12 protein-coding genes are annotated in these 13,196 nt (G+C 65.4%); 8 read left to right on the top strand and 4 right to left on the bottom strand.

All coding sequences use genetic code 11. From position 1 onward, the window contains the following. Window positions 1–26: 26 nt before the first annotated feature. Complete coding sequence (locus J0L98_RS06315) at window positions 27–596, bottom strand: hypothetical protein (protein ID WP_296410741.1); 570 nt, start codon at window positions 594–596, stop codon at window positions 27–29. A 310-nt stretch (window positions 597–906) separates the two neighbouring features. On the opposite strand from J0L98_RS06315, the gene J0L98_RS06310 reads away from it, so the two are divergent. Continuing rightward, window positions 907–1,827, top strand: coding sequence for a bestrophin family protein (locus J0L98_RS06310; protein WP_296410740.1), 921 nt, complete (start codon window positions 907–909; stop codon window positions 1,825–1,827). A 100-nt stretch (window positions 1,828–1,927) separates the two neighbouring features. On the opposite strand, the gene J0L98_RS06305 is transcribed toward J0L98_RS06310, so the two are convergent. Continuing rightward, window positions 1,928–2,305, bottom strand: coding sequence for a VOC family protein (locus J0L98_RS06305; RefSeq protein WP_296410739.1), 378 nt, complete (start codon window positions 2,303–2,305; stop codon window positions 1,928–1,930). A gap of 130 nt (window positions 2,306–2,435) precedes the next feature. Between J0L98_RS06305 and J0L98_RS06300 the strand changes: the two genes are divergently transcribed. The 6 genes from J0L98_RS06300 to J0L98_RS06275 all read left to right on the top strand — a co-directional run bounded on the left by J0L98_RS06300 (window position 2,436) and on the right by J0L98_RS06275 (window position 9,580). Then, window positions 2,436–3,224, top strand: coding sequence for a YafY family protein (locus J0L98_RS06300; RefSeq protein WP_296410738.1), 789 nt, complete (start codon window positions 2,436–2,438; stop codon window positions 3,222–3,224). After that, window positions 3,221–3,541, top strand: a complete 321-nt coding sequence (locus J0L98_RS06295; RefSeq protein ID WP_296410737.1) for a YkgJ family cysteine cluster protein — start codon at window positions 3,221–3,223, stop codon at window positions 3,539–3,541. The genes J0L98_RS06300 and J0L98_RS06295 overlap by 4 nt, the downstream gene beginning before the upstream one ends. 74 nt (window positions 3,542–3,615) lie before the next feature. After that, the gene (locus tag J0L98_RS06290; protein WP_296410736.1) at window positions 3,616–4,638 is read left to right on the top strand and encodes an extracellular solute-binding protein; all 1,023 of its coding nucleotides are present in this window, start codon (window positions 3,616–3,618) and stop codon (window positions 4,636–4,638) included. 771 nt (window positions 4,639–5,409) lie between these two features. Beyond that, window positions 5,410–7,692 carry a TonB-dependent siderophore receptor gene (locus J0L98_RS06285; protein ID WP_296410735.1) on the top strand — a complete coding sequence of 761 codons (2,283 nt, stop codon included), beginning with the start codon at window positions 5,410–5,412 and terminating at the stop codon, window positions 7,690–7,692. A 96-nt stretch (window positions 7,693–7,788) separates the two neighbouring features. Beyond that, entirely contained in the window at window positions 7,789–8,472 is a 684-nt protein-coding gene (locus tag J0L98_RS06280; RefSeq protein ID WP_296410734.1) for a Fe2+-dependent dioxygenase, read from the top strand. 4 nt (window positions 8,473–8,476) lie between these two features. After that, window positions 8,477–9,580, top strand: a complete 1,104-nt coding sequence (locus tag J0L98_RS06275) for an alpha-hydroxy acid oxidase (protein WP_296410733.1) — start codon at window positions 8,477–8,479, stop codon at window positions 9,578–9,580. 358 nt (window positions 9,581–9,938) lie between these two features. On the opposite strand, the gene phaZ is transcribed toward J0L98_RS06275, so the two are convergent. Next, window positions 9,939–11,183: a polyhydroxyalkanoate depolymerase gene (gene phaZ, locus J0L98_RS06270; RefSeq protein WP_296410732.1), complete on the bottom strand. Its 1,245-nt coding sequence runs from the start codon at window positions 11,181–11,183 to the stop codon at window positions 9,939–9,941. 146 nt (window positions 11,184–11,329) lie between these two features. Here phaZ and J0L98_RS06265 point away from each other — a divergent pair, with 146 nt between their 5' ends. Then, complete coding sequence (locus tag J0L98_RS06265; protein WP_296410731.1) at window positions 11,330–11,983, top strand: glutathione S-transferase family protein; 654 nt, start codon at window positions 11,330–11,332, stop codon at window positions 11,981–11,983. 75 nt (window positions 11,984–12,058) lie between these two features. Here the strand turns inward: J0L98_RS06265 and J0L98_RS06260 are convergent, their stop codons facing one another. Then, complete coding sequence (locus tag J0L98_RS06260) at window positions 12,059–13,111, bottom strand: patatin-like phospholipase family protein (RefSeq protein ID WP_296410730.1); 1,053 nt, start codon at window positions 13,109–13,111, stop codon at window positions 12,059–12,061. Window positions 13,112–13,196 lie beyond the last annotated feature (85 nt).

Raw genomic sequence — 13,196 nt, 5'->3', positions numbered from 1 at the left:
CAAGCGGGATCAGGCCGTGCACCCCATCAGGGCAGGCAGAGCTTGCCCGTCACCGGCGCCGAAGTGCCGATGCTGTTGCCCAGCACATTGAGATGGCCGGTGACATTGGCGTAAGCCCCCTTGCCGTCCGAACCCGAGATCAGGATCTGCTCCGTCACCGCACCAGTGCTCATGGAGCCATCGGCCGCCAGCTTGACCTGGGCGACGATCACATCATTGCTGTAGAGGGCCGTGCGAAGCTTTCCGGAACCGATATACACCACGCTGCGGGCGGTCTGGATGCTCTGCCGTGGCAGGGACGTGGCCGCATCGATCACCGCGGCCGGGGTTGCGGTGGGGCCGCTCAGACCCACCAGCGGCTCGGCGGTCACGCCGGCAAAACCTGTTGCCGCCGGAAAGCCGACCAGGTTCAAGGCAACGCTGAAACACTGGTTCTGGTAAGCCGGAACCTGGCTACCCAGTGCATTGATCTGGCAGGATGCATCGGGAAGCAGCCGAACGGAACCCAGCACAGGCACACAGGCAGCGCCGGCAACGCCGGAAACCAGGGCCAGGACAACGGGGGCAAGGACTCGGGAAACAACACGGGTATTCATGGGGGGCACTCTCCTTGATGGACAATCGGACCAGGTATGGACCCGCGCACGACAAACGGCCGTTTTCGCGGGCACGCCACCGTCATCATGAGCGCCTGCCACGTCCTGAAGGACCTGGAAGGTTTCAGCAAGCGTGACGGAATTCACGAATTCGGCAGACGCACCAGCCCCGCCCCCCGGACAAGCGTCCCGAGCCGCCATCAGAAGCGCGTCTTATCGCGATATCGAATCAAGAAATTTGTGCAGCGCAGCATAATCAGGCTAAGGTAAGGCCCTTCATCCGCAGCATCGCCCGCGCGCGCCCTTGCCCATGATCGTCCGCCCCCGCCCCACCATGCGGCAGCTCTTCTTCATCTGGAAGGGCTCCATCATTCCCCTGATCTTCCCCCAGGTCCTGTTTGTCACCGTGGTCGCCGCCCTGGTCACCCTGGCAGCGGCACTGGCCGGTCCGCGCTTCCCCGACTTCGCCAGCGGCCCCTTCACCTTCCTGGGCATTTCCCTGTCGCTCTTTCTGGGCTTTCGCAACAACGCCTGCTACGACCGCTGGTGGGAAGCCCGCAAGCACTACGGCAACCTGCTGGTGGTGATGCGCTGTCTCGCCCGCGACAGCCAGATCCTCGATGGTGACGCGGAAGGCCGCCACCAGCGCCGGGAGATCCTGCGCCTCGCCACAGCCTTCACCAAGGCACTCACCGCCCGCCTGCGCGACCGCCCCGTCGCCGATGCCGTCACCACCGAACTGAGCGCCACCGAACTCGCGGCCTGCTCCGCCGCCCGCAATCCACCCGACCACCTGCTGCAACACATCACCAGGCTGCTGCTTGATGCACGCCGCCCCGGCCGCCTCGATTCCGTCACCTACGCCAGCCTGGCCGAGCACATCAACCAGCTCACCGCCATCCAGGGCGCCTGCGAACGCATTCGCCACACCGCCCTGCCCTTCGCCTACACCCTGCTGCTGCACCGCACCGCGCACCTCTTCTGCATATTGCTGCCTTTCGGCGTGGTCCACTCCCTGGGCTATGCCACCCCCCTGCTGACCGCCCTGGTGGCCTACACCTTCTTCGGCCTTGATGCCCTCGGCGACGAACTGGAAGAGCCCTTCGGCACCGCCCAGAACGACCTGCCCCTGGACGCCATGACCCGCAACATCGAGATCGATCTGGCCGAATACCGGGGCCTGGACAACGTGCCCGAGCCCTTGAAGCCGGTGGACTTCGTGCTCATGTAGGCCTGGCCCCTGCGGGACAGGCCAGCCCGCGCGGCGGGCCTCGCCACGGGCGAACACGCAATTGCGGACGGATCCGCCCGGCCGGCTCATCTGTGAGCGATCACGCCTCGCGCCCCGGCGAATGCAGCCCGATGCGATTGCCCTCGCTGTCGGCGAACATGGCGATGCAACCGATCTCCGGTGACAACTCGGTCCTGGGCATGAGCACGGTCGCACCGGCAGCCACGGCACGGGCCAGGGGAACGGACAGATCGTCGCCACCATGGAGGTAGATCACCACGCCGTGGTCACCGGGCTTGCCTTCCGGGCAGGCCAGCAACGCACCACCGGTGGCGGGCGCAGCACAGGGGAAGACCGCCATGTGCATGCCTTCCATCACCTCGGGCTTGAGCTCGACGGCAAACGTGGCTTCGTAAAAGCGACGGGCGCGATCCAGATCGCGGACGGGAATTTCAAACCAGTTGATCAAGCGCTGCATGGCCGACTCCTTCAGATAATGGATGGAGCAACCAGTCTGCCCCCTTCCTCCTGACAGCCTCCCGTCAGGAGGCCCGGCCTCAGGTCGCCCCGGCAGCGCTATCCTGACAGCCTTGTGTCAGGAGCCCCCCATGCGCCGAGCCGACCGCCTGTTCCAGATCGTCCTTCTCCTTGACCGGGGGCGGGCCGTCACCGCCCGCGAGCTGGCCGACGCCCTGCAGGTATCCGAACGCACCGTGTACCGCGACGTGGCCGATCTGTCCCGCTCGGGCGTGCCGATCAGCGGCGAGGCCGGGGTGGGCTACCTGATGCGTCCGGGCTATCGCCTGCCTCCCCTGATGTTCGATGCCGAGGAGCTGGCAGCGCTGGCCCTGGGCAGCCGGATGGTACGTAGCTGGGCCGACCCGGCCCTCGGACGCGCCGCCGAACGTGCCTTGCTGCGCATCGAGTCCGTCCTGCCCAGGCGCCTTCGCCACGACCCCGCCAGGGACGCGCTGCTGGTGCCCGGCTTCCATGTGCCCGACGCCATGCGTGCTCCCATGAGCACACTGCGCGAGTGCATCTCCCGTCAGCGCAGGCTGCGCCTTGCCTACACCCGCGCCGACGGGGTCGCCAGCGAACGGACGATCCAGCCCGTGGGGCTGGTGTTCTGGGGCGAAACCTGGACCCTCGGTGCCTGGTGCGAACTGCGCGGCGACTTTCGCAGCTTCAGGCTGGACCGGATTGCCAGCCTCGCTCCCCTTGACGAGCACTTCGACGGTACCGGCATGCTGGCCCGCTACCTGCAGGCCGCCCAGACCGAACGGGATGCCTGCCGGATCGAAACACCCTTCCGCCCGCCCTCCTCCCCCGGGGAAGACAGGGCCGCCGCGAGCATGCAAGAATCCCCGCCCCACACCCCACACCCTGCGTCCCCATGAGCCTTGCCGACAGCAATCCCTGCCTCGATTGCGGCGCCTGCTGCGCCACTTTCCGCGTGTCCTTCTATTGGTCTGAAGCCGAAGCCCGCGGCCTGCCGGCCGAGCTCACCGAACAGGTCAATGCCTGGTTCAGCTGCATGGGCGGCACCAACCAGGCCCGGCCCCACTGCGTCGCCCTGGAAGGCGCTGTCGGCGAGGCAGTGAGCTGCCGGGTCTATGTCCAGCGCCCCTCCCCGTGCCGGGAGGTAGAGGCCGGCGACAGCCAATGCGCCAAGGCCAGGGCCCGCCACGGCCTGCCAGCGTTGATTTGCGAATGACTTGCATTTGCAAACAACAACAAGTCTCGATAACATCCTTCGGGTCTTCCGCCCTTATCTGCACCGACCCGACCATGACCAAGCTGAAAACCCTCGCCGCCCTGCTGGCCGCCAGCGCCGCCCTGGGCAATACCGCTTTCGCCGCCGACACCGAACTCAACCTCTACACCGCCCGTCACTACCAGACCGACGAAGCCCTGTATTCCAACTTCACCACCCGCACCGGCATCAAGATCAACCGCATCGAAGGCAAGGAAGAAGAGCTCCTCGAGCGCATCCGCAACGAAGGGGCGAACAGCCCGGCCGATGTGTTCATCACCGTGGACGCCGCCCGCCTGGCCGCTGCCGATCAGTACGGCCTCTTCGCCACCGTGGACTCGCCGACCCTCAAGTCGGCCATCCCGGCCCACCTGCGCACCGACCGCTGGTTCGCCTTCTCCACCCGCGCCCGGGTCATCGTCTACAACAAGCTCGACGTGAAAGCCGATCAGGTGCGCAATTATGAAGACCTGGCCAAGCCCGAACTGAAGGGCAAGGTGTGCACCCGCTCCGGCAGCCACGCCTACAACATGTCCCTGGGCTCCGCCCTGATCCAGCACATCGGCGCCGCAAAGACGGAAGAATGGGCCCGCGGTCTGGTGGCCAACTTTGCCCGCGCGCCCAAGGGTGGCGACACCGACCAGATCAAGGCCGTGGGTGCCGGTGAATGCGGCGTCGCCCTGGTCAACTCCTACTACCTGGCCCGCATGCTCAAGTCCACCAAACCCGAGGATCAGAAGACCGTTGATCGCATTGGCATCGTGTGGCCCAACCAGTCCAGTTTTGGCGCCCACATCAACATCTCCGGCGGCGGCATGCTGAAGACGGCCCCCCACAAGGAAGCCGCGGTCAAGTTCCTGGAATACCTGGCCTCCCCGGAAGCCCAGGATTATTTCGCCAACGGCAACAACGAGTGGCCGGTGGTGGCGGGCGTCAAGATCGCCAACCGGGGCCTCGATGCAATGGGCAAGTTCAAGGCAGACACCCTGCCCGTGGGCAAGCTGGCCGATACGGTGATTGAAGCCCAGAAGATCTACGATCGCGCCGGGTTCCGCTGAGCGGGTGTGAAGAAATCGTCGCGAGCGGTTCGAGTTCGCCCCGAGAAGCACAGCCGTACAAGGGTACGGTGAGCATCGCAGGGGCGAAATCGGATCGCGCAGCAGATTGATCCTGCTTTCCTCCTTTGTCCTCCTTGAACCAGCCGCAAACCCAATGCTGACGGGGGGTTGGGCTCCCTTGTCCGGATCACCCGATAGGTGAAGCTGAAGGGGTTTATGGGACGCACTGAGGGCGGCCGGAGGGACTGTAGGGGCGACTTCAGAGGGTGTCGCAAAACTCGTCGCCAACCAGGCATTCACGATGGACTCGGCACCAAACGCGGTTCAGTCACCCGAAAACGCCATGTTTTTGCGAGCTAAATGCAGTTTTTGATCTCATAACGCGAGTGTCTCGGCTGTGCAAAATGGTTTTACAACACCCTCTTCAGTCGCCCGCGGACCTCGATCAAGGGCATGCCGGCGATCAACGCACGATGGGCGACTGAAGTCGCCCCTACGGAGAGACTGCATCGCGCGTCATACGACGCTCAAACGGAGGAAATTTGGTTGATTCACACCCGCTGATTCGAAGCCCTTCGCGACACGTTCAGCTAAAGGCCGGGAAGTTCCCGGCCTTTACCTTTTTTGTCGCAACGCATCATATTATTGCCAATCATTCTCATTAACATTACAATTGAAACAAGATCCTACGGGCAAGCCAGCCATCTGCTAGCCAAGCCAGCCAGCCTCAGATCGTGAAACTCCAACGATTTCATTACGAGAGGCTTTGCCATGGCTAACAAGAAATCCCGCCGCCCCGCGGACCGTCACCGAACCCCCGCTTCCGTTGCGACACCCGCGCCCGAGAAGATCGTGCTGCCCCTGGGCGCCATGATGTTCGCCGCCTCCATGGGCGCCTTCGCCCAGACCCCCGCCGCCCAGAGCGACGAGAAGACCCTCAAGCCGGTGATCGTCAAGGCCGACGCCGAGCGTGAGCAGGAAGGCAAGAACACCCTGCGCACCACCACCACCCGCATCGGCAAGGGCAAGCAGGAGCTCCGCGACATTCCCCAGTCGGTCACCGTTGTCACCGAGAAGCTGATGGACGACCGCAAGATCGACACCGTCAAGGAAGCCCTCAAGATGACCTCGGGCATCACCTTCCTGGCGGCCGAAGGCGGCGAGGAAGACATCCGCCTGCGCGGCTTCCCACTGAACTCCACGGGTGACCTGTTCATCGACGGCATGCGCGACCCGGCCTTCTACGACCGCGACACCTTCAACATGGATCGCATCGAAGTGCTGCGCGGCTCCGCCTCCATGCTCTTCGGGCGTGGCTCCACCGGCGGCGCGGTCAACCAGGTGAACAAGCAGGCCCGCCTGCTCGACGAAACCCAGATCGACCTGACCCTGGGCAGCCACCAATACCGCCGCGCGGTGGCCGACATCAACGTCAAGACTGGCGAAGACGCCGCCATTCGCATCAACGCCATGCGCACGCTGGCCGACAACAATGGCGCGGGCTCCAGCCTCGACAAGTACGGCTTTGCCGTTGATTACCGCTGGGGCATCGGCACCCGCGACGAGTTCGAGGTGGGCTACTTCTACCTCAACAACAGCAACGGCATGAACTACGGAATGCCGTGGATCCGTCCCAATGCCAGCTCGCCGGTCAGCGCCACCACAATGGTGCCGGCCGACCCCAAAAACTACTACGGCATGGGCAGCGACTACAACGCCGGCACGGCAGGCTACGCCACCTTCGCCCACACCCACCGCTTCTCGGCCGACACCGAACTGGTGACCAAGATCCGCAAGGGCGACTTCGAGCGCGATCAACGCGCCGGCACCGTGCGCTTCGCCGGGGCTGCGCTGCAGCCCGGCCGTCAGGCAGTGTCCATCGCCACCCTGGGGCCCAATACCGTTATCAACCGCGGTACCCAGCTAAAGATCCAGAACATGGAAAACCTGTTCGCCCAGAGCGATCTGTCGTCCAAGTTCGAGGCACTGGGCTTCAAACATGAAGTGCTCACCGGCGTCGATTTCGCCTGGGAAAAGAAAATCGTCCGTGGAGCCCTCAGTGCGGCCCAGGGTGGGGCGACCATCACCAAGCCCACCACGACCTTCGGCAATCCCGACGACGGCGCATGGGTCGACGAAAGCCTGCGCAAGCTGCGCAAGACCAGCGAGTTCGAGGCCATTTCGGGCGGTATCTACGCTCAGGATCTGATCAAGATCGCCGACCACTGGAAGCTGCTCGGCGGGCTCCGCTACGACGCCATGTCCGGCAAGTACGATGTCTTCGGCTTGAGCAACACCAACGTCGCCTCCTTCAGCAATTACGAACAGGCCATCTACAAGTGGAGCCAGCGTTACGGCGTGTTGTATCAGCCCTCTGACCGCCACTCCTTCCACCTGTCCTATGCCACCTCGTTCAACACCTCGGGCGACACTTACTCCTACAGTGCCGCCACCGTGGATACCCCGCCCGAGAAGAGCATGAACCTTGAACTGGGCGCCAAGATCGACTCGGCTGACCGACGCATGTCCACCCGCTTCGCCCTGTTCCGCGGCGTCAAGCTCAACGAGCGCAACACCGATCCCCTGATCAATATTGCCGTGCTGTCGGGCAAGCGCCACGCCACCGGCTTCGAAACCGACGTGATCGGCAAGCTCACCCCGCGCTGGGAGATCTATGGCTCCTACACCTGGATCTGGGATGCCGAGATCGACAAGGGCGCGGAAGGCGCCGAAGGCCAGGGCCGTCGTCCGTCCCTGATCCCGAAACACCAGGGCACCCTGTGGAGCACCTACCAGGTCACCGAAAAGCTGCGCGTCGGCGCAGGCGCCAACGGGCGCACCAAGATGACCCCCAACCGCAACCCGGGCTGGTACTCCGACGGCTACGTGACCTATGACGCCATGGCAGAATACGAAGCCATTCCCGAGCGCCTGACCCTCAAGGCCAACGTGATCAACCTGAGCAACAAGCTCTACGCCGACTCCCTGTATTCCGGGCACTACATCCCGGGTTTCGGCCGAACCTACTACCTCACCGCCAGCGTGAAGTTCTGATGAAGCGCGCGGGATAAGCAGCACGAAAGAGGGGATGCACCAGTCGGCGCATCCCCTCTTTTTCGTCCTTTCCAGCTAGCCACTCCACACCCAGCCATGCTCCTCCAGATCCCCGAACTGCTCACCGCCGACGAAGTGCGCCAGGCCCGTCAGGCCCTCATCGACGCCCCCTGGGCCGATGGCCGCGACAGCGCCGGCCCCCAGGCCGCCACGGTCAAGAACAACGAGCAGCTACCCCACGACTGCGCCCCCGCCACCCTGATCCGTCAGCTGGTGCTGCGCGCCCTCGACCGGCATCCCCTCTTCCTCACCGCCGCCCTGCCCAAGAAGATCTTCACCCCCCGGGTGAATCGCTACGGCGGAGACACCCCCTACTACGGCGGCCATGTGGACAACGCCATCCGCTTCCGCGCCGACACCGGCGAGCGGGTGCGCACCGACGTGTCGTGCACCGTCTTCCTGGCCGACCCGGACGAGTACGACGGCGGCGAGCTGCTGGTGCAGGACACCTATGGCGCCCGCGGCGTCAAGCTGCCCGCCGGCCACGCCGTGCTCTACCCCGGCACCAGCATCCACGAGGTCACCCCGGTCACCCGCGGTCACCGCCTCGCCTGCTTCTTCTGGATTGAAAGCATGGTGCGCAGCGACGAACAGCGCCGCCTGCTCTTCGACCTGGACATGGCCATCATGCGCCTGCGCCAAAAACACGGCGAAACCGCCGAGGCCGTGGACCTGACCGGCACGTATCACAACCTGCTGCGCATGTGGGCGGACACCTGAGACCATGAACACCCGGACCACCCTGCCCGAGGGCGTCATCTCCCTGCCCGGCCACGAAGCCCATGCCCGGGGCGTCCTCGACGCCAACGCCTGGGCCTACTTTGCCGGCGGTGCGGCTGACGAACACACCCTGCGCGCCAACCCCGCGGCCTGGGAGGCCCTGCGCCTGCACCCGCGCGTCCTGCGCCCGCTGGCGGGCGGGCACACTCGGGTCAGCCTCCTGGGACGCAGCCTGGCCCACCCCATCCTGCTCGCACCGGTGGCCTACCAGCGCATGGCCCACCCGGATGGGGAGATCGGCACTGCCGTCGCCGCCTCGGCCCAGGAAGCCGGCCTGGTGCTCAGCACCCAGGCCAGCACTCCCCTCGAAGCCGTGGCCGACGCCATCCGCAACGACCCCGACCGCGGCCCCCTGTGGTTCCAGCTCTACCTGCAGCACGACCGGGGCTTCAACCTCGAACTGATCCGTCGCGCCGAAGCCGCCGGCTATGAAGCCCTGGTGCTCACCGTGGACGCCCCCTGCAACGGCGCCCGCGACCGGGAGCGCCAGGCCGGATTCCGCCTGCCCCCCGGCATCAGCGCCGTCAATCTGTCCCAGCTTTCGCCGCGCCCAGACCCCGCGCGGCACCCTCACCAGAGCGCGCTGTTCGACGGCCTGCTGCAGCAAGCCCCCACCTGGGACGACATCGCCTGGTTGCAGGCCAGCACACGCCTGCCCCTCATCCTCAAGGGCGTGCTGCATCCTGACGACGCCCGCGAGGCCGCCCGGCTGCAGGTGGGCGGCCTCATCGTCTCCAACCACGGCGGGCGCACCCTCGACACCCTGCCCCCCACCGCCGAAGTGCTGCCGGAGATCGTCGAGGCCCTGGACGGCAGCCTGCCGGTGCTGGTGGATGGCGGCATCCGCCGCGGTACCGACGTGCTCAAGGCCATGGCCCTTGGCGCCAGCGCAGTCCTCATCGGCCGCCCCTACATCTATGGCCTCGCCAATGCCGGCGCCCTGGGCGTCGCCCACGTGATCCGCCTGCTCCGCGACGAACTGGAAATCGCCATGGCCCTCAGCGGCTGCCCGACCCTGCAAGCCATCCCCGCCGGTCTCGTCCGTTGAAGAAGAACGCCCGGTCACGCGAACAGGGTGCTCCGGGTTTGCACCGGCAGCGGCGGGAGGAACCGTAGAGGCGCCTTGTAGGTGCCCATCGTGCGTCGCAACAGGGCCACGTGGGCGACTGAAGTCACCCCATGAGACGCACGTGCCGTTCTGGCGAGGTGTGGGATAGGTTTGCGTAGGGGCGACTTCAGTCGCCCGCGGGCTTCGATTAAAGGTTTGCCGGTGATCAACGCGCGGATGGGCGACTGAAGTCGCCCCTACGAGCCGCCCCTACGAGTCGCCCCTGCAGGTGAGGCAGCACGGACTTGCAGAGGTCGCGCAAACCGCGGCTTCCGGGATGAGCGCCCCCAATGGAGCCCTATTCGTCGAAGGCGTGGATGAAATCGCGGATACGGGGATAGATCTGGTGCTCCCAGCGCTTGCCGTTGAACACCCCGTAGTGGCCGACGGAGGCCTGCAGGTGATGCTGCTTGCGATAGGGCGCCAGCTTGCTGCACAGGTCGTGGGCGGCCAGGGTCTGACCGATGGAGCAGATGTCGTCCCGCTCACCTTCCACCGTGAACAGCGCCGTGCGGCGGATCGCCTCGGGCTTCACCCGACGGCCGCGGTATTCCAGCACACCCCGCGGCAGTTGGTATTCCTGGAAGACCTTGCGTACCGTCTGGAGGTAGAACTCGGCGGGCAGATCCATCATGGCCAGGTATTCGTCGTAGAACTCCTTGATGCCATGGGCCTTCACCGTATCGCCCTCCACATAGTGGCCATACATCTTGCGGAAGGATTCCTTGTGCCGGTCCAGGTTCATGCTCATGAAGGCCGAGATCTGCAGGAAACCCGGATACACCCGCCGCATGCCGCCCTTGTAACGTAGGGGCACCACCCCGATCAGCTTGCTTTCGAACCACTCCATGGGCTTGGCGGTGGCCAGGTTGTTCACCTCGGTGGGGTTGATGCGGCAGTCGATGGGCCCCGCCATCAGCGTCATGCTGCGGGGCTGGTGGGGGTGCTGGTCCTCCGCCATGATTGCCACCGCGGCCAGGGTCGGCACCGTGGGCTGGCACACCGCCACCAGGTGGGTATGGGGGCCGAGCCAATCCACGAAGCGGATGATGTGCTCGATGAAGGTGTCCAGATCAAAAGCCCCTTCGGACAGGGGGATGTCGCGCACGTTGTGCCAGTCGGTCACGTACACGTCGTGGTCTTGCAGCAGGGTCTGGACGGTGCCGCGCAACAGGGTCGCAAAATGCCCTGAGACAGGTGCCACCAGCAACACCTTGGGCTCGGTACCACAGGCCGGCGTCTTGCGGAAACGCAGCAGGGAGCAGAACGGGGTCCGGAAGACGGTCTCCTCGGTGACGGCACAGGTGCCCGATGGCGTGTCGACAGTGTCGATATTGAACGGCGGGCGATGATGGGTGAGCCCGGACAGGGCCAGCACCTCACACGCTGCCGCCGCCTTGCGCAATGCGCGGCTATGGGGCAGCCAGAACAGGCTGTGGTGCAGCCAGGGCGCCAGGAAACGCGCCGCACTGCGCATCGGCGTAGTCAGGTCGGCCACGGCCTGATAGGCCTGGTAATGCAGGGCAGGACTATTGGGGAGCATGATGTTTTTGTGATGCTGCTGTTGGGTTCCGGATACTAGCAATAGCCATGCCGTCACGGACACCCTTGCAGGCACGTGGTTTGCTCTTATCCTTGACACACCAGGCACCACCACCTGCCCCGAACGCCTTGCCGGAGACTCCCACCATGGCCATCACCCTCACCCTGAGCAGCAAGAACTACTCGTCCTGGTCCCTGCGCGGCTGGTTGATGGCGCGCTTCGCCGGCCTCACCTTCAAGGAAGAGATGGTCGAACAGGACGATGCCAATGCACGCGCCGAGCTCCTGCTGCTGGCGCCCTCTGTGCGCGTCCCGCGCCTCACCCACGGCGACATCTCCGTCTGGGACACCCTGGCCATCGGCGAATACCTCAACGAGATCAAGCCCAAGGCCGGGCTGCTGCCCGCCGATGCAGCCGCCCGCGCCCACTGCCGCTCCATCTGCGGCGAAATGCACTCGGGATTCAGCGCCCTGCGCGCGGCGCTACCCATGAATCTGAAGGCCCATTTTCCCAACTTCACCGTGTGGTCGCGGGCCAAGGGCGACATCGAACGGGTTGTCGAGATCTGGCGCGACTGCCTGACGCGCTATGGCGGCCCCTACCTGTTCGGCACCCGTCGCACCCTGGCCGACGCCATGTACGCCCCCGTCGCCACCCGCTTCCTGACCTACGATGTGCCCCTCGACGAAGCCTGTGCGGCCTATTGCCAGACCCTCATGGCCATGCCCGAAATGGGCAAATGGATCGCCGCGGCCAAGCTCGAACCGGACGATATCGAAGAGCTGGAAGTGGAGTTCTGAGGGCCGCGCTCCCCCAGACGGTCCCGCACCATGTCGAGGCACGCGCCCGCAAGCGGTGCGTGTCCGCCGGCCCCGTTACTCGAACAACGCCTCCAGATCCACCGAAGCCTCGCGCCCCACCCGGGGCAGGCCTTCAGCCACCCAGCGTGCTGCCCTCGCCCGCCCCAGATCGCGCAAGGTGTGCAGAAAGGCCCGGGTGGCGTTGAGCTTGCTCGCCCTGCCGGCCGCGAGCAGCTCTTCCGCTTCGATCAGATGGAAGCGCAGCCCCGTCAGCTTGCGCTCGAAATGGCCCAGGGGCAGCCACCCCCGGCCCTCGCCGATCTGCCTGCGGGCGTGGGCAATCATGCGCATCTCCCGCAGAAAGGTGGTCGAAAACCCCAGCTCCACGCTGCGCGCTGCAATATCCTCGGCGCTACGCGGCGCCGTCGGCCGCACCAACGGATTGAGCAGGATCAGCAGGATGTCCGGCGTGGTGCACTCGTACATCAACGGGTAGATCGCCGGGTTGGCGGTGAAGCCCCCGTCCCAGTAAGCCTCACCATCAATCTCCACCGCATGGTGCAGGGTGGGCAGACAGGCCGAGGCCAGCAGCGCATCCTCGCTCAGCTCGGCGGTATGGAACAGGCGCACCTTGCCCGTGCGCACCTGGGTGGCGGCAATGAAGAGCTTGAGGGGGCACTCACGCCGGATGCGCTCAAAATCGAACTGGGCCCGCACCACATCGCGCAGGGGGTTCAGCTCGAAAGGGTTGAGCTGGTATGGCGAGAACAGCCGGGTGATGCCCAGCATCATGTTCACCGCCGCCGGCAGCGAACCATCCCCCGCCGGGTTGAGGCTGTGCAGCAGGTCCAGCTCGAAGGGCGTGGTATCGGCCACGGCCTCCCAGAAGGCGCTCAGGCTCTCCCTCGCCCCCTCCGCGCCGCCCGTCGTCCAGCCCTGGGCCAGGGCCACGGCATTCATCGCCCCGGCGCTCGTCCCGCTGATCCCCTCCAGCGCCACCCCCTCCTCCAGCAGACGATCCAGCACCCCCCAGGTATAGGCCCCATGGGCACCGCCCCCCTGCAGGGCCAGGCTCAGGGCTGACGAAACCGCAGTGTCCTTCTTCTTCCACCATCGACTGACTGACATCGCGCTACTCCTTCAAGACGGCACATGTTGCACCGCACAATACATGAAGGAGGGACGGAGAAGGGTTTCAGAAGTTCGAAACGGG

This window comes from Zoogloea sp. (assembly GCF_017302315.1).
In the GTDB taxonomy this organism is placed as follows: Bacteria; Pseudomonadota; Gammaproteobacteria; order Burkholderiales; family Rhodocyclaceae; genus Zoogloea.
The sequence above is the reverse complement of the archived record's forward strand: the minus strand, read 5'-3'. Positions and strand labels throughout refer to the sequence as shown.

Coding starts and splice junctions, on each gene's coding strand:
- J0L98_RS06315 (WP_296410741.1), bottom strand. CDS start 596: ATGAATACCCGTGTTGTTTCCCGAGTCCTTGCCCCCGTTGTCCTGGCC.
- J0L98_RS06310 (WP_296410740.1), top strand. CDS start 907: ATGATCGTCCGCCCCCGCCCCACCATGCGGCAGCTCTTCTTCATCTGG.
- J0L98_RS06305 (WP_296410739.1), bottom strand. CDS start 2,305: ATGCAGCGCTTGATCAACTGGTTTGAAATTCCCGTCCGCGATCTGGAT.
- J0L98_RS06300 (WP_296410738.1), top strand. CDS start 2,436: ATGCGCCGAGCCGACCGCCTGTTCCAGATCGTCCTTCTCCTTGACCGG.
- J0L98_RS06295 (WP_296410737.1), top strand. CDS start 3,221: ATGAGCCTTGCCGACAGCAATCCCTGCCTCGATTGCGGCGCCTGCTGC.
- J0L98_RS06290 (WP_296410736.1), top strand. CDS start 3,616: ATGACCAAGCTGAAAACCCTCGCCGCCCTGCTGGCCGCCAGCGCCGCC.
- J0L98_RS06285 (WP_296410735.1), top strand. CDS start 5,410: ATGGCTAACAAGAAATCCCGCCGCCCCGCGGACCGTCACCGAACCCCC.
- J0L98_RS06280 (WP_296410734.1), top strand. CDS start 7,789: ATGCTCCTCCAGATCCCCGAACTGCTCACCGCCGACGAAGTGCGCCAG.
- J0L98_RS06275 (WP_296410733.1), top strand. CDS start 8,477: ATGAACACCCGGACCACCCTGCCCGAGGGCGTCATCTCCCTGCCCGGC.
- phaZ (WP_296410732.1), bottom strand. CDS start 11,183: ATGCTCCCCAATAGTCCTGCCCTGCATTACCAGGCCTATCAGGCCGTG.
- J0L98_RS06265 (WP_296410731.1), top strand. CDS start 11,330: ATGGCCATCACCCTCACCCTGAGCAGCAAGAACTACTCGTCCTGGTCC.
- J0L98_RS06260 (WP_296410730.1), bottom strand. CDS start 13,111: ATGTCAGTCAGTCGATGGTGGAAGAAGAAGGACACTGCGGTTTCGTCA.